Genomic DNA, 24,845 nt, shown 5'->3' on the forward strand with positions numbered 1-24,845 from the left:
GATCGGGGGGCCGGGCCCCTTTCGGTGTCCGCCTACCGGCGGCTCACCTCGACGAGGGACGGTCAGGCGCGTGGCTGCCGTCCGCCTCGCGGGGGTTGGGAGCGGTCAGACCGGAGCCGTCGGTCGGGCCGGGGGCATCGGTCGGGCCGGGGCCGTCAACCAGGCCGGAGCTGTCGGCCGGGGAGTGCTCGCCGGTCTCGCTGAACGCACGGGAACGCTCCTCGGCCTCGGCACTGCCGGCGAAGAGCCGGGCATCGGAGAGATCCTCCGGCTGGGCGGCCGTCGTGCCCGGCTCGGCCCTGCCCCGCTCGGCCTCGCCGGCCCTGGCCTGGCCCAGGCCGGCCTTGCCCAGTTCGACGCGGTGCCCGTTGGAACGCGCGCCGCCCTGGACTCCGGCGCGGGCGCCGGCCGCCGTGGCGTCGATCTCGATCCGGGTACGCGGCAGCGCCGCCGCGTGGTTGTGCCGCAACCAGTCGACCAGCGCCTCGCGTACATGGCAGCGCAGGTCGAAGACCGTCGGCCCGTCGTTCCCGCTCACCAGCACCCGGATCCGTACGTGGTCCCCGACCGCGTCGGTGACCTGCAGGACGCTGACCCGCCCGTCCCAGAGGTCGGTGCTCTCGACGATCCGGTGCATCTCGGTCCGCATGTCGGCGACGGGCACCGACCAGTCCAGGTCGAACTCCACCGCGCCGAGCACCGCGGACTCCCGGCGGGTCCAGTTCTGGAACGGGTTGGTGGTGAAGTAGGTCGACGGCAGGATCAGCCTCCGGTCGTCCCAGATGTGCACGACCACGTAGGTGAGGGTGATCTCCTCGATCCGGCCCCACTCGTCCTCGACGACCACCACGTCGTCGACCCGGATGGCGTCGGTGAAGGCGAGCTGCAGCCCGGCGAAGACGTTCGCCAGCGACGTCTGCGCCGCGAGCCCGGCGATGATGCCGACCACGCCCGCCGACGCCACGATGCTCGCGCCGGCGACCCGCACGCTCGGGAAGGTCATCAGCATCGAGGCGACCGCGATCACGGTGATCACGACGACGGTGATCCGGCGCAGCAGGATCACCTGGGTACGGATCCGCCGCGCGTGCCGGTTGTCGGCGACGTCCATCCGGTAGCGCGACAGCGCCAGGTCCTCCACGACGAACGCCAGCACGCCCACCACCCACGCGAGCGCGGCGATCTGCGCGAGGCCGAGCACGCGGATGGTGGCCGGCGTCCACGACTGCTCCACCGTCGCGTTCGCCGCGATGAGCAGCCCCAGAACGACGAGCGTGAGCCGGGCGGGCCGGCGCCCCCGTTCGGCGAGATCCTCCACAATCCGCGAGTGCCGACCGATCCGCCGCAGGATCCGGTGTACGAGCAGGGACGCCAGGTAGCCGATGACGGCCGCCCCAGCCATGATCACGAGTACCGCGAGATCGGAATCCGTGCCATCCATGGTGTCCATGCTGGAGAACGGGTCGAGCGCAGTCCGGTCCGCCACGGGCAAAGCTCCTTCGAATCGGGTGCGTTTCCCGAACCAGTGCCCGTTTCGTCATGGTCTGACCAGGTGACGCCCTTCACAGCTTCGCTGGCGGAGCACCGGCCCGGGGTGGCCGCCGCGGGCCTGGGGCCGGCTCGACCGGCGACGTCGATCGACGGCCTCACCGCGGTCAACCCGGCCGCCTCCCTCTCGGCCCCTCCCCCGGCCTGCTCTCAGCCGTCCCCGGGCCCGCCCTTGGCCGCCCGCGGCCTCCAATTCTTGTCAAAAGTTCGTCCCGTTGCTTTAAAGCAGCTAATCCCGCCATTTGGCGGTGACTATATGTCGGCTGGAAGTCATCTGTTTTACGGATTGTGCGCATCCAGTGAGGCATCATCGTTGTATGCCGTCGTATCCGGTTGGGTCAGCGCCAGGCGCCTTCGTGCCCGCCGAGGACGCCTCCGACCTGCGCGGTAGTCTTCCAAGCGCGGCCCTCCGCCGAGGCGTGGCGCACCGAATGCCGGAAGGCCGCGGGGGTAGCGGGAGTACTGGATGGTCCATGGGCCGTCTCAGGTCGACGGGTTCGCGCTCTTGTCTCCCGCGGGCCGGCATGTCGACAGGCCGGGAAAATCCAGGAGGGGCGAGCCGTGAACACGGTCAAGGTGAGGACGGTCGTCGAGGCGGACCTCTCCGCGCTCAGCCGGATCGACCGGCAGATCTTTGGCCGGCTCGCGTACCCCGAGTTCGTCCTTCGCCAGCTCTTCGACGTCCACCAGCAGGAGATCCTCGTCGCCGACGAGGCGGGCGAGCTGCTCGGGTACTCGATAGCCGTGCGTTCCGGGTCCGATGCCGAAACGGATCTCGCCCACTTCCTGGCCCTTGGGGTGGACGGCTCCCGCCGCTGCCAGGGTGTCGGCCGCCTGCTGGCGCTGGAAACACTCGAAAGTCTCTACCTTCGTGGTGTGCAGCGGGTGCGCCTCGCTGTGGCACGCGACAACCCGGTCGCGATACACCTCTACCGCTCACTGGGCTTCGAGCAGACTGCGGACGTCGACAGCTATTACGGAGCGGACGAGCCGCGCCTTCTGTTCGAACTCAACCTGGACCGGAATCCACAGGTCGACGCGGACACGGTCCGTCACGTGCCGCGCTCTGCCACGCACTGACCGAAACGGCACCGACCCGTTCCTGGACGGGTAGCCGAGCCAGGTCTGTTCGGGAGCGCCAGGCGGACCACTGTTCTTCCACGCCCTTTCACCGCCGCCGCTCTGTGTCCGCCGCGGCGCCTGCTGCCGCGATGTTTGGCCGTGGGTGCGGGCCGTCCGCGGTCGGCTGTGGGCGGCCCGCACCCACGCGGAGCGTGTGTACGCCTGCTCGTGGCCGCTCTTGCTGGCCCTCGGCCGCCGTCCGGCCCGACTGTGGCCCGGTTCAGAACAGTGACGCGCGCAATTCGTGGGAGCCGCTGTGCACGTAGAAGAAAATGAGAACCCGATGGGCAACGCCGGGCAGCGGTGGGACGAGTTCGATCCCGACCTGTACCACGCCCACAACTACGCCGTCCTGCGTGACGACGACCAGGAAATCCTCGAGGGCGTCCGGGATTTCTTCGCGACCTTCGCCGCGGCCGCGGCGACCGCCGCCGATCGCCCGCTCAAGGGGCTGGACGTGGGCACCGGCAGTAACCTCTATCCGGCGCTGTCGATGCTGCCCTGGTGCGAGCGGATCACCCTGCGGGAGCATTCCGCCAGCAATGTCACGTGGCTGGAGAACGAGGTCCGGTCCTACGGCACCGCCTGGGACCCGTTCTGGAAGGTGCTGACCCAGGAACGGGCCTACCTCGGTGTGGATGACCCGCGCCGGGCGCTGGCGGAACGGGTGGTGGTCGAACAGGGAAGCGTCTTCGAGTTACCCCGCTCCAGGTGGGACATCGGCACTATGTTCTTCGTGGCGTGTTCCATCTCCGAGCAAAGGGAAGATTTTCACCGCGCCTCCAGGTGCTTCCTCGACGCGCTCATGCCCGGCGCGCCCTTCGCGATGGCATACATGGAGAATTCCAGAGGGTACGAGGTCGGCGAAATCCGCTTCCCGGCGGTCTCGTTGAAGATGGACTACATCGTCGAAAGCCTTGAGGCGACGGCGACCGATGTGAAGGCGGACCGGTTCGTCGGTGCCGAGATGCTGCGCGAGGGATACGAAAGCATGGTCCTCGTCCGCGGCCGCACGAGAAGACGGGAGCCGGACGGCTCCACCACGGCCGCGGACGCCTAGCGGGCCCGGACGTCGAGGAAGAAGGGGGACGGCGTTGGATATCCGACCTAGGCAGCTTCTGCTGGAGATGTGGGAGGCCGCCGCCGAGTACTCGTACCAGGGCGGCGGATGGAAGTTCAGCGGCCGGGCCGAGTCGAACTCCACCAGCGACGCAGAACAGCTGCTCTGCCTCATGTACCCGTCGTACCAGATGCCCGGGATGGAGATCGTAAAGCCGGACGAGACCGCCAAGGACGTGCGAGTGGCGCTGGAACGCATCGGTGATGCGCGCCAGATCCCGCAAGTGCTGGTGCGGGCGCTCAGTGAGTATCTCGAGCGGTATACGAACGAGCGGGGCGCGCCGGTCTTCTCCGGCGGTTCGTATTTTCAGCCGGTCGGCCAGGGCGAGCCACTCACCCCCGAGCAGCGCGCGTTGGAGATAGTCGACTCGTTCTCGATGTCCATCACGCTGTCACTCGCCATTCTCGGTTTCGTCCGCGAGTTCCGGCCGACGGTGCGGCGCGACGCGTTGCTCGCCGAGATGCGGGAGCTGGAGAAGGCCGCATCGCGTCGGCTGACCGCGTCGATGGTGGGAATTCTGCGTAGTTTCACGGTGCGGACCTTCGCGGCCTACTCCGAGGAGGGGCGGGCGTTGTGCGACCTGGTCAACACCGAAGGGAAGTCGACCGAGAAGGTCCTCGACGAGGTCCGCGACGCGCTGGTCCCGGCCCGTACCTCGTTGCGCGAGCTGAAACTCGGTGTGGAACTGTCCGCCGAAGCAGTGGACGACGACAGCGTGCTGTTCGAGTGCGGCTGGTCCTGGGGCATCATCCGGGATGCCCCCCCGGTCGACGCGGGCACGGGCGTCGTGGTCGACCAGTCCCCGGGTGTCGCTCAGGCGAAGCCCTCCCTGTACTTCACGGTGGTCGCACTCGACGGCATCTCCGACCTCTTCTCGGCGCGCACCCGACAGCTCGGCCTGATCAACCCGGATCAGGAGGGCCTGGTGGGTGCCCTCCAGCTGCGTTCGAACCTGGCGCAGCTCTACTGGTCGACCATCGCGCGCCTCGGCCGGTCCCGCTGGCCCGTCGAGGAGGTTCCCTGGCGGAGCGCGAACCCTGCGGATGAGGGGCCTGAGACGGACTACGACACCCTGCTCGCGGCCTCGATCACGATCGAGGCGCTGGCCACCGAGCGAGCCCGGGACGTCGACATCGCGCGTATCGCGGACGTCCTGGCGGAACTGGCCGTGCGGGGTCGGGTCACCAGGCGGGCGAGGCTGCGCGAGCCCGCGATCGAGCTGCACGTCCCGGGGGTACGGCTCCCGCTCACCGGCGCCGAGGACCTCGGGCCGGCTATGGAGTGGCCGGTGGCGGACTTCTCGACCGCGTTGCTCAAGCGGGTGGCGCGGACCGCGGCCGTCACTCGTGACAGCGCGCTGCGAGATCGGTTGGTCGGCCTTGCGGACGAGATCTGGGACCGTCACGTGCGGCTCCGTCAGCTTTCCGACGGTCCCGGCGCCGGGCTGTGGGACGACATCAGCCTGTTCAAGCTGTCGCCGACGGACAAGGGGCCGTCCTGGTACTTCACCGAGCGGGTGATGGAGGCGCTCGTCACCGTCGCGGCGGTCTCCGTCGCGCGTCCGTACAGCGCCCGGCTGGCCGACCTGGCGCTGGACATGCTCGCCGAGGCCGACCACCTGCACACAGCCGAGCTGCTGCGGGAGTCTCCGACATCCACCGTCCCGGCCAGAACCCAGCTGCACGGCATTGGGGCGAACCTGCAGCGGGCGCGTGAGCTGCGTGAACGCCAGCCGGCGACGTCGATCGCGATCGTGCAGGCGGCGCTGCGCGATCTCGACGCGCTCGCCATGGCCCGGCGAGCCTGAGGGCCCGGCTCCGATGATCATATTTGCGACGTCCGACAAAGGCGGCACCGGTCGCTCCGTGACGAGCTGCAACGTCGCCTATCGACGCGCGATGCAGGGCAGCGACGTCTGCTATCTCGACTTCGACTTCGGCTCGCCTACCGCGGGCGCCATCTTCGGTGTGGAGGCGGCAGGGCAGGGCACGGCTACCGGCGGCGGGCTGCACGAATACCTCGCCGGGCGGACGGCCGAAGTGGACCAGCTGGACGTCTGGGGGCAGTCGGAGCTGGGCGGGCCGCGGGCAAGACCGCTCGGAGCCGGCAGGCTCACCCTGCTGCCGGGTGACTCCGGCGGTGGGGAGTTCCCCGTCGACGCGACCATGGCCCGGCGGTGCAGCGATCTGTTCCTGCGCCTCGACGAGGAGTTCGAGCTCACCCTCGTCGACCTCAGCGCCGGCCGGTCGTACGCGACGGAGCTGGTGCTGCGTGCCACGGCCGACCCGGCGCTCGCTGAGAAGACCGCGCGCTGGCTGGTGTTCCACCGGTGGACGCGCCAGCACATCGTCGCCGCCGCCGGCCTGGTGTTCGGCCCGCACGGCATCCTCGAGACGGGGATGGATCGCGGGCACAGGCGCCGCGAGCTGGAGGACACCATCCGGTTCGTCCGCACCGCCGTGCTCGAACCAGACTCACCACAGTTGGCCGTCCTGCGGGCGGAACAGTCGGTGTGGCTGCAGTCGTACAACACCGACCTGCAGAAGCTGGCGGCGAAGCTGCGCCTCGGCCGCAGCGTAATGCTCGGCTCGATCCCGCTCGACCCGGTCCTGCAGTGGCGTGAGCAGATCATCGTCGAGGACGACATCTCGACCACGCGGATCGCCAACGAGGAGACCGGACAGGCGTTCGAGGACCTCGCCAAGCGCCTGACAGACGACAGCGCGTGGGAGGGGCTCTGACACACGTGGAACCATTCTCCGGCGGGCCGACGACCGTGCCCGGGTCCGCGGTGTTCCGTGAGACGAGCGCCGTCGAGCGCACCGTGGAGGTCCCGCTGGCCCATCTGTCGGTGGAACTCGGCCATTTCTACCCGGAAGACCTGGCGGGCGGCGCCGGCGTACTGGCGGAGCATTTCCGGCGGATAGCGCCGTGGGTGGACCGGCCGCGGCTGGGCTCGCTCGCCGGCGGCGCGGGTGGCGCCGCCCGTGCTGGCCGGGCCCCCCGGGTGAGCACCTGCCTGCTCGTCGACGACTACTCCGACCAGGGGAAGGTGCCGCCGCCGGCAGCAGTGGTGCCACAGCTGCTCGCCGCCGCGCGAGCCCAGGACATCGTCATCGACTACATCGCGCGGGAGTCGGCGTGCGCCGCCACCGAGAACGTACCGTTGGCGCGCATCGTCGAGGGAGCGCTCGTCGCGGACCCGCCCTACGGGGCGAACGGCTCGCGTCCGACGCTGAACGAGACTGGCTGGCTGTGTAACGGAGCCCGCTCGCCGTCCACCACCGGGACAAGGGCGATGGGAGTCGCGGAGCCTTGGCAGCCGCCGACGGAAAACGGCTCGCGCCGCCACTCGGTCTTCCTCGATGTGGAGCTGTGGAGCGAACACCGCGGGCACCATGCCTGGTCGTGCGCCTTTCTGGCGGCGGTGTGGCAGCTCCTGCGACTGGGCCTGCTGCGGGCCGGTGGCGAGACGGTGGTCCGCCCGGTGACGGTCGATCCCGCGGACCTGCCGGACCGCTGGGCCGACTTCCCATCGATCGGCCGCCTAACCCCGGCCCCTGCGCCTTTCTGCGCCTACCGGACCTTCTCCGTGCTCGATACCGGCTACCTTCCGGTCGAGCACGCCGTGCGCGTGATCCTCGGCCAGGTGGGGGTCGACTCGGCAGCGCTCTCGGCCACGGAACGTCGTGCGGGAGCCGAGGGCATCGCGCTGCCGCCTGAGCCCGCGGACCGTCTTTCCTACTTTTTTCTGGGCCGTTGATGGCCGCTCCGAAGGCGACGGCTGTTCCGAGGGCGCCCAAGGCGCGCGAGCTCGCCGAAGAGCTGGACATGTTGGTCGGCGAGGTCCGTACCACCCTGCTGCAGAACTCCCACCGCGTCGGCGCCACCACCGTCGCCGCGCTGCTGGACATCGTGCCGGGAGGCCGGGTCCGCAGCGCTACCAGGCCCGTCGCCCATGCGTTCTCGCCCGACATACGGGTGGGCGTGCACTGCCCGCTCGCCACCATCTCGGGCACCAGAGCAGACGGTGCGGGAACGGCCGTGGCCCGAGCGTCCGTCACCGGGGGCACAGTCCTGCAGGCTTCCACCCGGGCCAGGCTCACCCGAGCCGCGGGCGAGCGCAGACTGCCGTGGTCGCACTATGTGGCGAACCCGGGGATAATCGAGGTCGCTGGGCGCACTGACGCGGACGACCTGGCTGCGGGATTCCTGACAACACAGACCCGGGCATCCCTCGATCTTGGCGCGGTCAGCAGCCGATTGCTCAGCCGCGTTCAGCGCAGGCCGGGTATCGACCGAGTCACCTCGTTGCGGGCGCGCCGAACGCAACTACGATTCGCCGTCACCTGGCGGTCTTCTGATTCGGCCGTGCTGCCACAATTATTGGGTGCGCAGCGGAGGATTTCCGATTTCCCCTCGGTCCCCACCGGGTCGGCGGAGTCGTTTCACCGGAACAGCGAGCCGGCTGCTTCCGTCTCACCGGTGAGCGTCGAGTTCACCATCCAGGATGAAACGTTGCGTACGCTGCGGCTGCGGCTCGGGAGATGCGATCCGTCCGACGTCGTGGCCGCGTGCGAGGACCTCGCCCTTCACGACTGGCTGCTTTCCACGGTGGAGTCCCTGCTCGATAACAGTCGGATCGGGGTTGATTCCGCCCAGGAGGTGGTGCGGCGCTTCCGTCCGGTGATCGATCACCTGCTCCACCTGTGGATGCCCGGGGCGAGGGTCGCCGAGGAGCTGGCCGAGGTGTGGGCCGCGCTGGAAAGACGTCCCGGCTTCTCGCGGGAGTGGTCCAGCCTGGTCGGGCGGATCAGGGATCAGCTCGCGCTGGCAGGACTCGAGTCGTCGTCGAGCCTGTCCGCCTTGGCACGGGTCGCGGGCGTCTGCCAGGCGGGAGCTGAGGAGGACTCCGTCGGCGCGTGACCGAGGTCGAACAGGGGGAGGTACAGGTGAGCGCGGCGTTCGGATGGTTCGGCTTGGCGGTCGCCGTCGGGGGCGCCGTGTTTCTACCGGGTTTTCTGCTCGGTGGGGAGATCGCCTGGGTGGCCATTCTTGCTGTCCATCCAGGCGGCGTCGTACCTGTAGCGCAGCGTAAGGATTTGTCATGCTCAGGTGCGTGCCGGGGTGGAGGTTTGGGCGGTTGACGTGGGCGGGGTGGCGGAGCCGTCCGGCGCGGAAATTCCGGGCCCGATTCCGGACAATTTCATGTTTTTTGATGAAGAAGTGAGTTGTGGGGGCAGTGGTGTCGAAGGCTTGACAATGAAGATCCGCTCCAATCCAATTAATATGCGGGAACGATCGACTCAGTCCTCCCGTCTCTGGGATGCCGCTATCAGTCTCGATCATTTTGGGTGCTCCTCGCTGGACTAGAAGCCAGCTCCTCCTGGATTTCGGGCGGACACCGGCCGAGGAAGGCGTTCGCTGGAGCTTCGGAAACACTCCTACGGCGTGTTGAGAGGAAGGGAAGAGTGTCTGTGGTCAGGATAATCAGGCAGGTTGCGGTGGCGGTCGCGACCGGCGGTGCTACTTTTCTGCTGAGCTATTTACTCGACGGAGAGATGACCTGGACAATGATGCTCTCCGTCTTCATCGGCGGTGTCGTCCTTGTCGTTCAGCACCTGGTAGACGTCGAGAGCAAAGTGGAGGCGGCCGCGGACGCGCAGGCCGAGCGCCTTTCGGGGTTCGAGCGGCGGCTGGACCGGGTCGACCGCGGCGTACGCCTGCTGGAGTCGCTGGAGAGCTCGGCCGTCGAGGCGGCTGTCCCCGGAGCGCGGCCCATCAGCGGGCTGGTCGAGCGGTCCGCGAAGTTCGTTCCCCCGTCGCCCGTTCTGGGCCGGCTCGTGGCCGAGGAGATCCGGGCCATGAACGAGCTTCTTCGCGGCCTCGAGGGCGATTCTGCGACCTGTCAGGGAGAGGACCGCGACTGGATCCTGGCGCTCACCCGGGGAGCCCAGCGGACGATCTCGGCGACCAGCACCACCGCTGCCGACGGTGGGCGACGCAGTTTCAGCGACGGATTCTGGAAGAGTGAGCTGGGCCGCGCGTATCTTGCGGCGCAGCGGGAGGCAGTGGGTCGCGGCGTTAGCGTCCGGCGGGTTTTCATCCTCAACAGCGAGAAGATCCGGCGCAATTCGGATTTCGTCAAGATCTGTGAGGATCAGCGTAACGCGGGAATCATCGTGCACAGTGTCGTGGTGCCCGGCGGCGACCAGCTCGGCAGCGGCGGGACGGGCTGGCGCAAGACGTTCCGTGACTTCATTCTCTTCGATGACGAGGTCAGTTACGAGGTGGAGGTCGGTGCCCTGCAGGGCGCCAGCATCACGAGCACCCACCTGAAGTTCGACCGGACGCGCATCGGTGAGCGCATCGCGCTGTTCAACGAGATCTGGGCCGAGGCGCAGGCGGCCGCGGCCGCGGACGAGGCCGCCCGGCGTTCGGCGAGCTGACGTCGACCGGGGGCAGTCAATCCGCCAATCCGCTCAGGCGAGTACGCGGGGCGCGGGGTTGCCGGGTGGGAGGAAGCGGTGCATGACGTAGAGGTCCACGTCGCCGTGCCACGGGTGGCGGTACGCGGCGGGCAGGGTGCCGATCACCCGGAACGCCAGTGATCTCCACAGAGCCACCAGCCGGGTGTTCGCGGCGACCACCGAGTTGAGCTGCATCGCGCGGTAGCCGAGGTCGGCGGCGTAGTCGACCATGCCCTCGGCAGCCGCCCGGCCGACCCCGCGGCTGCTGGCCAGGTCGGTCCCGTAGCCGCCGGGGCCGAACGCGCCCCCGCCGAAGTTGACCACGGTCGGGTCGACCAGCAGCTGGGCCAGCGCCACGTGGTCACCCAGGCCCGGCTGGCTGGGGGTGAGCAGCGCCGTCGCGACGACACGGGTCGAACCGGGGCCGTCCTCGACCTCCATCACCAGCACGTGCGCGGGTGCCGGCAACATCCACAGGCCCCGCGCGCTCCGCTCGTCGGTGCCCGGCGCCCACATGCACGTCTCACCCTCGGCGACGACGGCCTCCCAGACCGGCCAGATGGCCGGCCAGTCGCCCTCCGCTGCCTGACGTGTCCGCACATACCGATCCTGCCCGCGAACGCCCGGAAATGGGGCGTCAGCTCTCCGCGGGGGTAGCGCGTTCGACTGAGAATCCCGTGCATCCGCCCACACCGTCGACGTCGCCTTCGATGCGGTCGGGTGTGCCGGCCCTCGGGGTGCCCGTGAGATTCACCATCTCGTAGCCGGCGGGGCGGCTGACCCATTCGTGGCCGGCGAGCAATATCCGACCGCCCTGAACGGACCCGGTCATGGTGAACGAGCCACGGGGAACAGCGGGGTTCTCCGGCAGCGGGTAGAAGTCGAAGACGGCGGTGAGCGCGGCCGGGTCGGTCCCCGCGATCCGCAGCGACAGACCGGTGGCTCCCTGGGCGCAGGTGTAGCTTCCGCGCCACGTCCCGTCGACCGCCACCCCGTCGACCGCCGCTCCGGCGACGACCGGGGCGCTCGCGGACGGCGGGGCCGAGGCCGCCGCGTCGGCGCCGGCGTTGCCACGGTGCTCCGTGCCCGGCACGGTGGACGGGGTTCCGCCGCCGCCGGGCAGCGTGGCGGGACTGCCGGGTGTCGGCGCGGCCGCCGCCGCGCCGACGGGGCCACCGGCCCCGGGCGTGGCGTTCCCACCGCCGCAGCCGGTCAGGGCGAATGTGAGACCGGCGAACAGAACGACCGCCGGCGATCCCGTATTTCGAAGGCTTCTCGACCCGCGTCGCATTCGGAGTACCCTCCCATTCGCCGGTGCCGCCGTCACCGGTCGTCCGGATGAGCCGTTTTCCGGAGCGCCGAACGATCCGCGATGTGGCTGCCGTATCCCCGATGCTGCGCCGCGCGGCGGTACGGCGCCGGACCGGTCGTTCCAGGGCACTACGATTGTGGTCGATGCCGGTCGGCGGGCAGCACGGAGGGCCCGCGTGGGCGGCGGAATGCATCAGGCACCGGCATACGAGGCACGAGCCGGACGGGGGAGTCCATGGCCAGGTCCTTTTCCGAATCCGAGCTGGGTGAACTGGCGAGGGTCTACTACCGGAAGCCGTCCGCGACATCACTGTTGGATCGCGCGGGCATCAAGCGCGAGAGCCAGCCCGGCTGGGGCAGCCACAGCTCCCTGGACTTCTGGCGGGAGGTGGGTGAGGAGGTCGAGTCGGGACGGGGCGGATCGAACGCCGTGGACCGCATCCTGGCCATCGCGGCCGAGGAGTATCCCGGCAACGCCGTCTTCCGCCGGTCCGCGGGAGACCTGTCGAGCGGCTCCCTGGCCGGGATCGGGAGCGCCTCGCCTGCGACGGGCACCTCCGTCGGGAACGCCTCCACTGTGACGGGCACCTCCGCCGGGGGCGGCCGCGCAGCCGACCCCTTCGGGAGCTCCGGCACGTCCGGCTCACCCGCTCCGCTCTCCGTCTTGGGGACGATCGTCGTGATCGACGCGGTGGGCTTCAGCAAGAACGGCGCGCTCCTCCATCTCGAGTGGCGCAAGGGCATCGGCACCATCACGGCACAGGCGGCCGCCATCGTGGGTATCGCGGCGGACCTCATGCACTTCAACGACCGCGGTGACGGATTCATGCTGATCATCGACGGCCGGATTCCCGCCGAGACAGTGGTCGTCGACTTCACCCGGGAGCTGCGGATCGCCCTCGGCGAGTACAACCGCACCCGCAACAGCGCCGGACGGATCAGGCTGCGCATCGCGGTGCACGAGGGCCGGGCGTTCGTCGACGGCACGGGCCTCGCCGGCACGCCCGCGATCAACACGGCGAGGCTGGTCGACGCGGACGAACTGCGCAGTGTCCTCAAGCAGTCCGACGGCCCGGACACCGCCCTGATCGTCTCGGACGCGATCTACCAGTCGACGGTCACCGAGCGGCTGCGCGGGCTCGACCCGGACGACTTCGTGCGGGTCGAGGTCAAGACGGAGAAGTACCAGGGCGTCGCGTGGATCGCGGGACGAGAGGACGCGGGCGCGGCCCGGGTGGCCCGTCCGGGGGAGGAGACACGTCCGATGGCAGGCGAACAGCTGTCGGTGCCCGAACCGGCGACCGGCAGGTGGGACTTCCTGATCTCCTGCACGGACGACGACGCGGACTGGGGCCAGTGGATCGCCCATCAGCTCCAGGTCGCCAAGTACAAGGTGCACCTGGACGCGTTCGACATGGTGCCGGGCACCGCCCGGGTCGCGCGGTGGCACGACGCCGTCCGGTACTCGACCCGGACGATCGCCGTGCTGAGCGAGAGCTACCTGACCGCGACGCGGGAGATCCAGTCCCAGTGGCAGGAGGCCTGGCGCAGCGACGGCGCCGCGGTCGAGAAAACTGCCGGCGGCGACGGGGCGGCGGTGGAGGATGCCGGGATCGAGCGCCGGCTGATCCCGGTGGTGGTCCGGCCGTGCAGCCCGGACGGCCTGCTGGGCGGCATCACCCCGATCGACCTGACCAGCCGGCGGGGCGACCGGGACCGGGCCCGCCAGTACCTGCTGGAGGAGATCGAGGCCACGCTGACCGGGCGGCGCAGGAAGTCGGACAGCGCGCCCCCGTTCCCGGGCGACGCCTGACGGGTCGGCCCCTGGGCGGCTCAGTGCCAGCCGAGTTCGTCCAGGCGGTCGTCGCCTATACCGAAGTGGTGCGCGATCTCGTGGACGACGGTGATCCGCACCTCACGCACGACGTCCGCCTCCGTGGCGCTCATGGCGCAGATCGGGTTGCGGTAGATCGTGATGCGGTCGGGCAGCACGCCGCTGTACCAGTCGCCCCGCTCGGTGAGGGGGATTCCCTCGTAGAGGCCCAGCAGGCCGTCCGCGGAGTCGTCCTCGACGAGGACGGCGACGTTGCGCATCCGTCGTCCCAGCTCGGGCGGCAGGCTGTCCAACGCGGCGACGACCAGTTCCTCGAACCGCTCCGGGCTGACGGTGACCACGGCTCCCATCCTGCCGTGCCGGCACGGTGCCGCCGGCGCGGCAGGACGGCCGGGTGTCAGGAGAGGGCGACCAGGGCGCCGAGGGCGAATCCCACGGCGGCGAGCCAGACCAGGGTCGGCAGCGCGCGCAGCCAACCGCCCAGGGCGGGCCTCGGCGCGGCCTCGCTACCAGCTCCAGCCCCGCCACCAGCGCCAGCGCCAGCGCTGGCCCCGGCGGAGCCGGCCCCGGCACCCACTGGTTCAGGCGTCCGAGCGGCCGGGACGGGCGGGGCGGCCTGCCCGGGGACCGGCCGGCGGCCCTGCCCGGCCAGCATGGTCTCGGCATCGGCGTTGTCGAGCTTCGGCCGCGGCGCGGCGGCGGCCGGCGGGCGCTGGACCGGCCGGAACGCCCGGAGCAGGACCTCCGGACCACTCAGCCCGCCCAGCCGGATGCGGATCTCGCCGTCGACGGCGAACTGCTTCGCCCGCGCCCCCTCGCTCCAGACGCCGTTGGTGCTCAGGTCACGCGCCGTCCAGCCGTCCGGGCCCGGGGCGAGCTCGACGTGCCGGCGGGAGACCTTCGTGTCCTGGACGGTGATGTCCGCCTCGCGGCTGCGGCCGATCACGTAGGACCGGTCCGGGGTCAGCTCGACCGTTCCCGTGGCCGTGGTCACCCGGATGGTGCTCAGGTCCATGTTCTCCCCTTCTCAGCCGCGGAAGACGGCGTCGTCGCGCACGGTCACCGGGATCGGTGCGAGCGGCTCGCCGGCCGGCCCGGCGACGGGAGCACCGGTCTGCGCGTCGAACTTGCTGCCGTGGCACGGGCAGATGATCTTCCCCCCCTCGACCGAGCTGACGTTGCAGCCCTGGTGCGTGCAGACGGATGTGAACGCCTTGACGCCGTTCCCGCCGTCCCGGGTCAGGACCATGCTGGCGTCCTCGAGGACCAGGCCGCCGTTCGCGGGGATGTCGGCGAGGTTGGCCAGTGGCGTCGCGGTGTCGCCCCCGCCCGCGGCTGTCCCCGCCGCGTTGGCCTCGGCGGCGGGCGGCTTGGGGTCGGCCGCGCTACTGCCCGAGGCCACCACGTAGCCGGCGGCGGCACCCGCCGCGGTCACGATGAGGCCGGGTACGACCACGCGCCGGGTCGGAGCTTCCTGCGTCATGCCGGCCTTCCTCAGAATTTCGGGATGTCGGTACGGGTGAAAAACCACAGCGACGCGCTCAGCCAGAGCACGACGAGGGAGAGGAGAACCGCCGACCCCAGTACCGGCAGCGCCCATCCCGGAAGTTTTTTCGTCCGCAGGCCGAGCATTTTCGCCGCGTAGGCGCCGTAGAAGACACACCCCGCGAGGCTGTGCACGAGCACGCGAGAATCGCTGCTGGCGAATCCGAGGGCCCAGATGCAGTGGAACGCGACGGGCAGCGTCAGCACGAACGCGACCGTGCCGCTCCAGCGGTGGACGGGCGCCGTCCAGCCGGGTGCCCGGCCGGCCCCGGGCAGCCGCCCCCACATCCACAGGGCGGTCGTGAGCTGCACCAACAGGAGGACGGCCGCGGCAGTGGTGAGCCAGGCCTTCATCGGCAGCATGCCGGAGAAACCCAGGGTGAACAGCGGCCTACGGGCGGGGTCGTGGGTCTTCGAGTAGACCGCCAGCGCCAGTGTGACCGCCACTCCGGTCAACAACGCGACGGCGAGACCGAGCCCCCCCGAAGGCGTGCGTGTGCTATCCCGAGCCGTATTCGAACCGGAACTTTCCGTACCCAGCGCCATCCGCCCCCCGTTCGCCAACATTCCCGCTCGGCGCACTATGCAGCAAAAAGGGGGGTGCGGTCTAGCTTCGTCGCTCGGCTGACAGCCCGCCGGCGGAACAGCGCCGTCGCGGCGGAAAGCGGAATGAGGTTTCCGGAAGGACCCGGAGGTGCGGGCCGAGCGGCTGGCCGGCGGTGCCGGCAGGCGAGGCGGTGGGCGGCGGTGCCGACAGGCGACCGGAACGGTCTGCGTCTGCGTCTGCGTCTGCGGCTGACGTGCTCGTGTGCGCGGGTGTGCCGCGCGTGCATACGGGGCGGGAAGGTCCTCCCGGCCGGACGGGCCGATCCGGCCCTTCCGACCCGTCCGGCGGACGTCACGCTCGGGTCGTGACCTTCCGATGCTGACCGAGGGACCGGGAGCGGACCTCCGGGGGTGCCCGGGTGCCCTGCCCCGCCCTACCGCGGGCGGCCGGCGTCAGTGCAGCGGACCCTGGCAGTCCTTGCACCGCTCGCTGAGGATCGACAGGAGCTCGACCGCCTTGATCGAGGCGTCCCGCACCTTGGCGAGGTCCTGCGAGGAGTTCAACCGGAGCAGCGCGGACTCCGCGCCGTCGGTCGCACCCTCGCTGAGCGCGTCGACGATCTCCGCCGCCGGGGTGCCGTACTGGTACAGGAGAACCTGCTTGTCCTGGTAGGACGGCAGCTCGGCGGGGAGGTGGCCGAGGCCCACTCCCGCGAGTTTCCGGCTGAGGATCTGCCGTACATTGGTGCCGAGCCGGCCGTAGCCGCCGATCTCGCGCAGGACTGCCATGTCGATCCGATAGACACCGTTGTTGCCGACGACCGCGGTGCGCAGTTCTTCCCATGTGATGGGCGAGCCGGTCCAGGCGTCGACGGCCTGAGCTTCCGTCACTTCCTACCGTCCTGGCTTTCGGTACCGCTGCTGATGGGACCGAGCTGTTTGCTGGGTGCTGTTTGCTGGGTGCTGTTTGCCGGGTGTTGACCGGTGCTTTTATCCCGTGTGCGCGAGGCAACGCTATCCGACCTCTCGGACCTGGTCCAGACAGGACCGGCACGGGTGGTTTCGGAAACGTAAAGGCGCGGCCGGCCCGCTTCCGGGGGAGCCCTGCCGAGGGCGCTCGGGAGGGGCCCGCGACCCCCGTTACCCGCAATTAGGACGATAGTCCACCGCGAACGCGGCAAAATCTGGTGGTAGAGTTCCGCAAACACGGATATGTATGGCCTCGCCGGGCGCAGGTGCGGGGGTGACCGAGCACTCAGGGCCCGTGATTCGGTGTTGTACGTCACACCGGAGCCGGTATATCGGGGGCGGTCACCAGGGAGGACACTCCTGATTAACGGCCCGCTGACCCGGCTGAAACCGGATCGGCCGCCGAGTGGGGGTGCCCCCGGTGGGCCTGTGCCGCGCCTTCCGCCGCGGCCCGTGCCGCCGCACGTGCAGGTCGCGGGGCGGCCCAGGAATCGCATCAAAAACTTATCCTCGGAATTATCCTTCAGGCTTTCCTGGGTGGTGAGGTAGCACCCCGTGGGGTCGATTTCTTGTTAACGGAGCGGTTACCGACGTACATGCGTCCGAAATGAATCCCTCCTACGGTTTCTACATATCGCGGCAAGCCGGGAGGGCGAGCTACCAGCGCCCAGTCGGTTCGCGGGGCCACGACCGCAACCGATTTCCGAACCGCGGGACGCACTGCACGAAACCGTGCGTGCGTACGCAGCTCCAGGAGGAGAATGCAATGCGCCAGATCGCGTTCTACGGCAAGGGTGGTATTGGCAAGTCCACCACCCAGCAGAACACCATGGCTGCCATGGCCGAGATGGGCCGTCGCGTCATGATCGTCGGCTGCGACCCCAAGGCTGACTCGACCCGCCTCATCCTGCACTCGAAGGCCCAGACGTCCGTCATCCAGCTCGCGGCGGAGAAGGGCTCGGTCGAGGACCTGGAGCTGGACGAGGTCCTGGTCGAGGGCCAGTGGGGCATCAAGTGCGTCGAGTCCGGTGGCCCGGAGCCGGGCGTGGGCTGCGCCGGCCGTGGCGTCATCACCTCCATCACCTACCTGGAGGAGGCCGGCGCCTACGAGAACCTCGACTTCGTCACCTACGACGTCCTCGGTGACGTTGTCTGCGGTGGCTTCGCGATGCCGATCCGCCAGGGCAAGGCCCAGGAGATCTACATCGTGACCTCCGGCGAGATGATGGCGATGTACGCCGCGAACAACATCGCCCGCGGTGTCCTCAAGTACGCGCACTCCGGTGGCGTGCGTCTCGGTGGGCTCATCTGCAACAGCCGTAACACCGACCGCGAGGACGAGCTGATCATCGAGCTCGCCCGCCGTCTCAACACCCAGATGATCCACTTCATCCCGCGTAACAACGTCGTGCAGCACGCCGAGCTGCGCCGGATGACGGTCATCGAGTACGACCCCGAGAACAGCCAGGCCAACGAGTACCGCCAGCTGGCCAAGAAGATCGACGAGAACGACATGAAGACCATCCCCACCCCGATCAGCATGGACGAGCTCGAGGAGCTGCTGATCGAGTTCGGGATCATGGAGCAGGAAGACGAGTCGATCATCGGCCAGAAGGCCAACGCGACCGTCGCCTGAGGCTCCGGCCACCTGCTCTGACACTGTCGAGGATGAGGTCCCGATCATGACGACGACTCCGGCTCCGCAGCGGGCCGAGACCGAGGCGATGATCGCCGAGGTCCTGGAGCAGTACCCCCAGAAGGCGGCCAAGTTCCGCGCCAAGCACCTCAAGGCCAACGACCCCGAGGGGTCGAAGGAGTGCGAGGTCAAGTCCAACATCAAGTCCCGCCCCGGGGTCATGACGATCCGTGGCTGTGCCTACGCCGGTTCCAAGGGCGTGGTGTGGGGCCCGGTGAAGGACCTGGTCACGATCAGCCACGGCCCGGTCGGCTGCGGCCAGTACTCCTGGGCCACCCGGCGCAACTACGCCCGCGGTCCGTGGGGTGTCACCAACTTCACCGCGATGCAGATCACCACGGACTTCCAGGAGAAGGACATCGTCTTCGGCGGTGACCCCAAGCTGGAGCAGGTCTGCGACGAGATCAACGAGCTCTTCCCGCTGGCCAAGGGCATCTCGGTCCAGTCCGAGTGCCCGATCGGTCTGATCGGCGACGACATCGAGGCGGTTTCCCGCACGGCGTCGAAGAAGCTTGGCAAGCCGGTCATCCCGGTCCGCTGTGAGGGCTTCCGCGGGGTGAGCCAGTCGCTCGGCCACCACATCGCCAACGACGCGGTCCGCGACCACGTGCTCGGCACCGGCGGCGAGTCCTTCAAGGAGACTCCGTACGACGTCGCGCTCATCGGCGACTACAACATCGGCGGCGACGCCTGGGCGTCCCGGCGGATCCTCGAGGACATGGGCCTGCGCGTCATCGCCCAGTGGTCCGGCGACGGCACGCTGAACGAGATGGCCTCGACGCACCTGTCGAAGCTGAACCTGATCCACTGCTACCGCTCCATGAACTACATCTGCACCACCATGGAGGAGCGTTACGGCACTCCGTGGATCGAGTTCAACTTCTTCGGGCCGACCAAGATCGTCAACTCGATGCGGGCCATCGCGGCCAAGTTCGACGAGACGATCCAGGCGAAGACCGAGGCCGCGATCGCGCGTTACCAGAAGCGCTTCGACGAGATCACGGCGGCGTTCAAGCCGCGCCTCGACGGCAAGCGCGTCATGCTCGCCGTCGGCGGTCTGCGCCCCCGCCACACCATCGGCGCCTACGAGGACCTCGGCATGGAGGTCGTCGGTACCGGTTACGAGTTCGCGCACAAGGACGACTACACCCGCACGTACGCCGAGCTCAAGGAAGGCGTCGTGCTCTACGACGACCCGACGGCGTTCGAGCTGGAGGAGTTCGCCAAGCGGCTCAAGCCGGACCTCATGGGTGCGGGCGTCAAGGAGAAGTACGTCTTCCACAAGATGGGCATCCCCTTCCGCCAGATGCACTCCTGGGACTACTCCGGGCCGTACCACGGCGTCGACGGCTTCGCGGTCTTCGCCCGCGACATGGACATCGCGATCAACAGCCCGACCTGGGACCTCATGGAGACCCCCTGGTCGAAGGCCGGAGAGGTGTTCTGACCGGATCTTCCGGTCTCCGCCGGCGATCGCCGGCGGCCATCAGTCACGGTAGAAAGGAGGATGTCCGGTGACGACGACTCCCGAGACAGGCAGTTCCATTCCGTTGCGGGTCCTCGACCACAGCGAGCTGTTCAAGGACGAGGTCTACCAGAAGCAGTTCGAGGGCAAGGCCGAGTTCGAGAACGGCAGTGAATCCGCCGAGGTTTCCCGCGTCCTCGAGTGGACCCGCGGCTGGGAGTACCGGGAGAAGAACTTCGCCCGGGAGGCGCTGACCGTCAACCCGGCGAAGGCCTGCCAGCCGCTCGGTGCGGTGCTCGCGGGCCTCGGGTTCCAGGGCACGCTGCCGCTCGTGCACGGTTCGCAGGGCTGTGTCGCGTACTTCCGCAGCCACTTCGCCCGGCACTTCAAGGAGCCCGTCCCCGCGGCATCCACGTCCATGACCGAGGACGCGGCGGTCTTCGGCGGCCTGAACAACCTGGTCGAGGCGCTGGAGAACGCGACCAGCCTGTACAAGCCGAAGATGGTCGCGGTCAGCACCACCTGCATGGCCGAGGTCATCGGTGAGGACCTCTTCGCCTACATCGGCGCGGCCAAGGACAAGGAGGTGATCACCGCCGACTACCCGGTTCCCTACGCCCACACCCCGAGCTTCGTGGGCTCGCACATCACCGGGTACGACAGCATGCTCAAGGGAATCCTTGAGAACCTGACGAAGTCGGCGGACGCGACGGAGCCGGCGACCGGTGGGAAGCCCCGGCTGAACATCATCCCCGGTTTCGAGACCTACACCGGTAACCTCCGCGAGTACCGGCGCGTGCTCGAGCTGATGGGCGTGGACCCGCTGATCCTCGGCGACCACGCCGACTCGCTCGACTCGCCGGCCGACGGGGAGTACGACCTCTACCCCGGTGGCACGCCGCTGGCCGAGGCGGCGAAGGCGAAGTTCAGCCGCGCCACCGTGCTGCTGCAGGAGTCCGCCACCCGCAAGACCACCGAGCTGATCCGGGACGTGTGGAAGCAGGACACGCTGGTGCTGGAGACCCCGATCGGGGTCCGCGGCACCGACCAGTTCCTGACCGAGATCGCCCGGCTGGCGGGCGTCGAGATCCCGGCCGAGCTCACCGTCGAGCGCGGCCGTCTCGTTGACGCCCTGACGGACTCGCACGCCTACCTCCACGGCAAGAGGGTCGCCATCGCCGGCGACCCCGACCTCGTCGTCGCGCTGACCCGCTTCGTGCTCGAGCTCGGCATGATCCCGGTGCACGTGCTCAGCACGAACGCCGACAAGGACTTCAAGCCCCGCATGGAGAAGGTGCTCTCGGCGAGCAAGTTCGGCGACGCCGCCACCGTCTGGCCGGAGAAGGACCTGTGGCACCTGCGGTCGCTGGTCTTCACCGAGCCGGTCGACCTGCTCATCGGCAGCACCTACCTGAAGTACATCGCCCGGGAGGCGAACGTTCCGCTGGTGCGGGTCGGTTTCCCGATCTTCGACCGGCACCACCTGCACCGCTTCCCGATCATCGGCTACACCGGCGGGCTGCACCTGCTCACGCAGCTCGTGAACACCGTGCTGGACGAGCTTGACCGGACCAGCCCGGACCATAGCTACGACGCCGTGCGCTAGGCCCCGTCCGGGGGACGCCTCCTGAGCGTCCGGTGTCCCCCGGGCGGCGCGCACGGCCTTCCCAGTGGTCGGCCGGCTGGCGGCCCCGAGCCCCCGCTCCGCCGGGGCCCCCGCCCGCGCGCTGGGACCGCGCCCCCCGCGCCGCGGAGGCAGGTGCCCCGCCACTGCCGGGGCCGGCGCCCCAGCCGGCCGGCCACCATCCCACCGGCACCACCCACCGGCACCACCCACCGGCACCACCCCGGTTCAGAAGAACTGCTGGTCCATCGAACGGCCCGCTCACCCAGCTCACCGAGGGGACGACCCTCCCTAAGCCGAGAGATCGCCATGGCCGCCACTGACCGTGCAACGCTATTCACCGAACCGGCATGTGATCACAACCGCGAGAAGTCCGCCAAGGAGCGCAAGGCCGGGTGCCCCAAGCCCGCGCCCGGCGGCACCAGCGGCGGATGCACCTTCGACGGTGCGATGATCACACTGGTTCCGATCGTCGACAGCGCCCACGTCGTGCACGGCCCGATCGCCTGCGCAGGAAACTCCTGGGACGGGCGGGGGAGCCTCTCCTCCGGCCCCGACCTCTACCGCCGCGGCTTCACCAGCGACGTCGGTGAGCAGGACGTCATCTTCGGCGGCGAGCAGCGCCTGTTCGACACCATTCTCGAAGCCGTCCGCCGGCACCACCCGCCGGCGGTGTTCGTCTACTCGACCTGCGTCACCGCCATGATCGGCGACGACCTCGACGCCGTCTGCGCGGCGGCCGCCGCGCACACCGGCGTCCCGGTCATCCCGGTGCACGCCCCGGGGTTCGCCGGCAACAAGAACCTGGGCAACCGCCTCGCCGGCGAGGCCCTGCTCGAGCACGTCATCGGGACGGTCGAGCCGCCCGACGTGACCGAGCTCGACGTGAACCTGGTCGGCGAGTACAACATCGCCGGCGAGCTGTGGGACGTCCTGCCGGTGCTGGCCAAGATGGGCATCCGGGTCCGGGCCTGCATCAGCGGCGACGCGCGCTACGCGGACGTCGCCGCGGCGCACCGGGCCCGCGCGACGATGGTCGTCTGCTCCCGGGCGCTGCTGGGCCTGGCCCGCGGCCTGGAGGATCGCTACGGCATCCCCTGGTTCGAGGGCAGCTTCTACGGCGTCCGCGCGATGAACGACACCCTGCGCGAGTTCGCCCGCCTGCTCGGCGGCGCGGAGCTGGCCCGGCGCGCCGAGGAGGTCATCGCCCTCGAGCAGACCGCCGTCGACCTGGCCCTGGAGCCCTACCGTGAGCGGCTCGCCGGCAGGCGCGCGGTGCTCTACACCGGCGGGGTCAAGAGCTGGTCGATCGTCTCCGCGCTGCAGGACCTCGGCATCGAGGTCGTCGCGAACGGCATCACCAAGAGCTCCGACGGCGACGTCGAGAAGATCCGCGAACTGCTCGGCCCCGACGCCAGGATCGTCTCCGAGGGCAGCCCGCGCGAGCTGCTGCGCATCGCCGAGGAGACCCGCGCGGACATCCTCGTCGCCGGCGGCCGCAACCAGTACACGGCGCTCAAGGGCCGGCTGCCGTTCCTCGACATCAACCAGGAGCGGCACATCCCCTACGCGGGCTACCGCGGCGCGGTCGAGCTGGCCCGCCGCCTCGACATGGCGCTGTCGAACCCGGTGTGGGAGCAGGTCCGCGCCCCCGCGCCCTGGGACGTCGAGGGGGTGGCGTGATGGCGAGGGTCGTCACGAGTGACCGCCGGCCCGGCCTGGACCCGCTGCGGTTCAGCCAGCCGCTCGGCGGGGCGCTGGTCTTCCTCGGCCTCGCCGCGGCGATGCCCGTCATGCACGGGTCGAAGGGCTGCGCCTCGTTCGCCAAGGCGCTGCTGACCCGGCACTTCAACGAGCCCGTCCCGCTGCAGACCACCGGTGTCACCGAGGTGTCCGCGGTGCTCGGCAGCGGCGACGACCTCGTCGCCAACCTGGACGGCATCCGCGCCAAGCAGAACCCGCGGATCATCGGCCTGCTGACCACCGGCGTCACCGAGGTCAGCGGCGAGGACGTCGCCGGCCAGGTGCGCCAGTACATCGCGATGATGAACCACACCACGCCCGAGGGCGCGCCGCTGATCGTGCGGGTGTCCACGCCGGACTTCGCCGGCGGGCTGTCGGACGGCTGGTCGGCCGCGCTGCGCTCGCTGGTCACCACCGTCCCCTTCGACCACGCCGACTCCGACGATTACCCGGGTTCGCGCTCCGGTCCCGGAACCGGTTCCGGGACCGAGACGGTCGCCGTGCTCGTCGGGCCGTCCCTGTCGGCCGCCGACCTCGACGAGCTCTGCGCGCTGATCCGCTCCTTCGGGATGGCGCCGGTGCTGGTCCCGGATCTCTCCGGCTCCCTCGACGGGCACCTGGCCCCGTCCTGGCAGCCGACGACGACCGGTGGCACGGGGCTCGCGCAGCTGCGCCGCCTCGACGAGGCCGGCCTGATCATCACCGCCGGCGCGACCGCCGCGGAGGCCGGGGTCGACCTGGCCGCGCGGACCGCCGCCGACCTGATCCACCACGACCACCTCAGCGGCCTCGCCGCGGTGGACAGGCTGGTCACCGAGCTGATGGCCTACTCGGGACGCGGACCGGCGCCCGAGGTGCGGCGGGCCCGCGCCCGGCTGGCGGACGGCCTGCTCGACACCCACTTCGTCCTCGGCGGGGCGCGGATCGCGCTCGCGATGGAGCCCGAGGCGCTGGTCGCCGTCGGCTCCCTGCTGCACGACGTCGGCGCGGAGATCGTCGCGGCGGTGTCGCCGACGGACGCTCCCGTGCTCGCCACCGCCCCCTGGGACGAGATCGTCATCGGCGACCTGACCGAGCTGGAGGAACGCGCCCTCGAAGGCGGCGCGGAACTGCTCATCGGGTCGAGTCACGTCCGCACGGTCGCCGACCGCATCGGCGCCGCCCACCTGGCCGTCGGATTCCCGATCTACGACCGGCTCGGATCGGCCCTGCGCACGACCGCCGGGTACGGGGGCAGCCTGCGGCTGCTCGTCGACGCGGCGAACCGGCTGCTCGACCACCACCAGGCGGATCACCGGGCCGATCACCGCCCGGGGCGCCACGACGTCCGCGAACATCCGCTCGACTCGTTCGACCAGCTCGACGTTCTGTGCCAGGAGTCCCCATGTTGAAGATCGCTTTTGCGACGAGCGACGGCCACGCCGTGGACCAGCACTTCGGCTGGTGCCGCCGGTTCGACGTCTACGAGGTCGGGCCCGAGGGCTTCCACCTGTTCGAGACCAGAGAGCTCGGGCCCGCGGAGGACGACGAAGAGGACAAGATCGCCTCGAGGCTCGCGGCGGTCGTCGACTGCGCGATCCTCAACGTCTGCGACATCGGAGGGACGGCGGCGGCGAAGGTCGTCAAGGCCCGGATCCACCCGATGAAGGTCCCCGTGGGCACCGAGATCGACGCCCTGCTCGCCAAGTTCGTCGGCGTGCTCGCGGGCAACCCGCCGCCCTGGCTGCGCAAGGTCCTTCGGGCGCACAGCCCGCAGGTGGCGCCCGCCTGGACCCCGACCTCCTCGCCGTCGGCCACCGCCGCGCCGGTCGCGCCGGCCAGGCCGCAGTAGACCCCGCCACCTCGAACCCGA

General features: G+C 69.8%; 23 protein-coding genes. 15 read left to right on the forward strand and 8 right to left on the reverse strand.

Annotation, left to right across the window (positions count from 1 at the left end):
* Positions 1-43: 43 nt before the first annotated feature.
* A complete protein-coding gene (locus tag AC559T_RS29945) occupies positions 44-1,486 on the reverse strand; it encodes a mechanosensitive ion channel family protein (RefSeq protein WP_071067102.1) in 1,443 nt (480 codons plus the stop codon).
* Between the two features lie 623 nt (positions 1,487-2,109).
* Between AC559T_RS29945 and AC559T_RS29950 the strand changes: the two genes are divergently transcribed.
* From AC559T_RS29950 to AC559T_RS29985, 8 genes are all read left to right on the forward strand, one after another.
* On the forward strand, positions 2,110-2,628 hold the full coding sequence (locus AC559T_RS29950; protein WP_498870832.1) for a GNAT family N-acetyltransferase: 519 nt from the start codon (positions 2,110-2,112) through the stop codon (positions 2,626-2,628).
* A 325-nt stretch (positions 2,629-2,953) separates the two neighbouring features.
* Positions 2,954-3,730 carry an SCO2525 family SAM-dependent methyltransferase gene (locus AC559T_RS29955; protein WP_498870833.1) on the forward strand — a complete coding sequence of 259 codons (777 nt, stop codon included), beginning with the start codon at positions 2,954-2,956 and terminating at the stop codon, positions 3,728-3,730.
* Positions 3,731-3,764: 34 nt separating this feature from the next.
* Positions 3,765-5,597, forward strand: a complete 1,833-nt coding sequence (locus AC559T_RS29960; RefSeq protein ID WP_071067104.1) for an SCO2524 family protein — start codon at positions 3,765-3,767, stop codon at positions 5,595-5,597.
* 13 nt (positions 5,598-5,610) lie between these two features.
* A complete protein-coding gene (locus tag AC559T_RS29965; RefSeq protein WP_020464293.1) occupies positions 5,611-6,531 on the forward strand; it encodes an SCO2523 family variant P-loop protein in 921 nt (306 codons plus the stop codon).
* A gap of 5 nt (positions 6,532-6,536) precedes the next feature.
* On the forward strand, positions 6,537-7,553 hold the full coding sequence (locus AC559T_RS29970; protein ID WP_498870834.1) for an SCO2522 family protein: 1,017 nt from the start codon (positions 6,537-6,539) through the stop codon (positions 7,551-7,553).
* Positions 7,553-8,716, forward strand: a complete 1,164-nt coding sequence (locus tag AC559T_RS29975) for an SCO2521 family protein (RefSeq protein WP_498870835.1) — start codon at positions 7,553-7,555, stop codon at positions 8,714-8,716. The genes AC559T_RS29970 and AC559T_RS29975 overlap by 1 nt, the downstream gene beginning before the upstream one ends.
* A 201-nt stretch (positions 8,717-8,917) precedes the next feature.
* Positions 8,918-9,163, forward strand: a complete 246-nt coding sequence (locus tag AC559T_RS29980) for a hypothetical protein (protein ID WP_498870836.1) — start codon at positions 8,918-8,920, stop codon at positions 9,161-9,163.
* Between the two features lie 131 nt (positions 9,164-9,294).
* Positions 9,295-10,239, forward strand: a complete 945-nt coding sequence (locus AC559T_RS29985; RefSeq protein WP_020464290.1) for a hypothetical protein — start codon at positions 9,295-9,297, stop codon at positions 10,237-10,239.
* 33 nt (positions 10,240-10,272) lie between these two features.
* Here the strand turns inward: AC559T_RS29985 and AC559T_RS29990 are convergent, their stop codons facing one another.
* Entirely contained in the window at positions 10,273-10,860 is a 588-nt protein-coding gene (locus tag AC559T_RS29990) for a GNAT family N-acetyltransferase (protein ID WP_498870837.1), read from the reverse strand.
* A gap of 37 nt (positions 10,861-10,897) precedes the next feature.
* Complete coding sequence (locus AC559T_RS29995) at positions 10,898-11,551, reverse strand: hypothetical protein (protein ID WP_498870838.1); 654 nt, start codon at positions 11,549-11,551, stop codon at positions 10,898-10,900.
* A 255-nt stretch (positions 11,552-11,806) separates the two neighbouring features.
* On the opposite strand from AC559T_RS29995, the gene AC559T_RS30000 reads away from it, so the two are divergent.
* Positions 11,807-13,384, forward strand: coding sequence for a toll/interleukin-1 receptor domain-containing protein (locus AC559T_RS30000; protein ID WP_498870839.1), 1,578 nt, complete (start codon positions 11,807-11,809; stop codon positions 13,382-13,384).
* Between the two features lie 20 nt (positions 13,385-13,404).
* Here the strand turns inward: AC559T_RS30000 and AC559T_RS30005 are convergent, their stop codons facing one another.
* The 5 genes from AC559T_RS30005 to AC559T_RS30025 form a co-directional block, all read right to left on the reverse strand.
* Positions 13,405-13,746: a metallopeptidase family protein gene (locus tag AC559T_RS30005; protein WP_200835401.1), complete on the reverse strand. Its 342-nt coding sequence runs from the start codon at positions 13,744-13,746 to the stop codon at positions 13,405-13,407.
* 56 nt (positions 13,747-13,802) lie between these two features.
* A complete protein-coding gene (locus AC559T_RS30010) occupies positions 13,803-14,420 on the reverse strand; it encodes an FHA domain-containing protein (RefSeq protein WP_498870840.1) in 618 nt (205 codons plus the stop codon).
* Positions 14,421-14,432: 12 nt separating this feature from the next.
* On the reverse strand, positions 14,433-14,888 hold the full coding sequence (locus AC559T_RS30015; protein ID WP_112107980.1) for a Rieske (2Fe-2S) protein: 456 nt from the start codon (positions 14,886-14,888) through the stop codon (positions 14,433-14,435).
* A gap of 11 nt (positions 14,889-14,899) precedes the next feature.
* Positions 14,900-15,496, reverse strand: coding sequence for a DUF6529 family protein (locus AC559T_RS30020; RefSeq protein ID WP_112107979.1), 597 nt, complete (start codon positions 15,494-15,496; stop codon positions 14,900-14,902).
* A gap of 453 nt (positions 15,497-15,949) precedes the next feature.
* Entirely contained in the window at positions 15,950-16,387 is a 438-nt protein-coding gene (locus tag AC559T_RS30025) for a hypothetical protein (protein WP_018501672.1), read from the reverse strand.
* 844 nt (positions 16,388-17,231) lie between these two features.
* On the opposite strand from AC559T_RS30025, the gene nifH reads away from it, so the two are divergent.
* The 6 genes from nifH (at position 17,232) to nifX (ending at position 24,824) form a co-directional block, all read left to right on the forward strand.
* Positions 17,232-18,101 (forward strand): nitrogenase iron protein, encoded by an 870-nt coding sequence (gene nifH, locus AC559T_RS30030; RefSeq protein ID WP_020464282.1) that lies wholly within the window; start codon positions 17,232-17,234, stop codon positions 18,099-18,101.
* Positions 18,102-18,147: 46 nt separating this feature from the next.
* The gene (nifD, locus tag AC559T_RS30035; RefSeq protein WP_020464281.1) at positions 18,148-19,608 is read left to right on the forward strand and encodes a nitrogenase molybdenum-iron protein alpha chain; all 1,461 of its coding nucleotides are present in this window, start codon (positions 18,148-18,150) and stop codon (positions 19,606-19,608) included.
* A 67-nt stretch (positions 19,609-19,675) separates the two neighbouring features.
* Positions 19,676-21,232, forward strand: a complete 1,557-nt coding sequence (nifK, locus tag AC559T_RS30040; RefSeq protein WP_498870841.1) for a nitrogenase molybdenum-iron protein subunit beta — start codon at positions 19,676-19,678, stop codon at positions 21,230-21,232.
* A gap of 327 nt (positions 21,233-21,559) precedes the next feature.
* Positions 21,560-22,933, forward strand: coding sequence for a nitrogenase iron-molybdenum cofactor biosynthesis protein NifE (nifE, locus tag AC559T_RS30045; RefSeq protein ID WP_112107977.1), 1,374 nt, complete (start codon positions 21,560-21,562; stop codon positions 22,931-22,933).
* Positions 22,933-24,384: a nitrogenase iron-molybdenum cofactor biosynthesis protein NifN gene (nifN, locus tag AC559T_RS30050; protein ID WP_498870842.1), complete on the forward strand. Its 1,452-nt coding sequence runs from the start codon at positions 22,933-22,935 to the stop codon at positions 24,382-24,384. The genes nifE and nifN overlap by 1 nt, the downstream gene beginning before the upstream one ends.
* Positions 24,378-24,824, forward strand: a complete 447-nt coding sequence (gene nifX, locus AC559T_RS30055; protein WP_071067115.1) for a nitrogen fixation protein NifX — start codon at positions 24,378-24,380, stop codon at positions 24,822-24,824. Before nifN ends, nifX begins: the two co-directional genes overlap by 7 nt.
* The last annotated feature ends 21 nt before the right edge of the window (positions 24,825-24,845 follow it).

It is taken from the genome of Frankia sp. Hr75.2 (assembly GCF_949319125.1).
Taxonomy (GTDB): Bacteria; Actinomycetota; Actinomycetes; order Frankiales; family Frankiaceae; genus Parafrankia; species Parafrankia soli.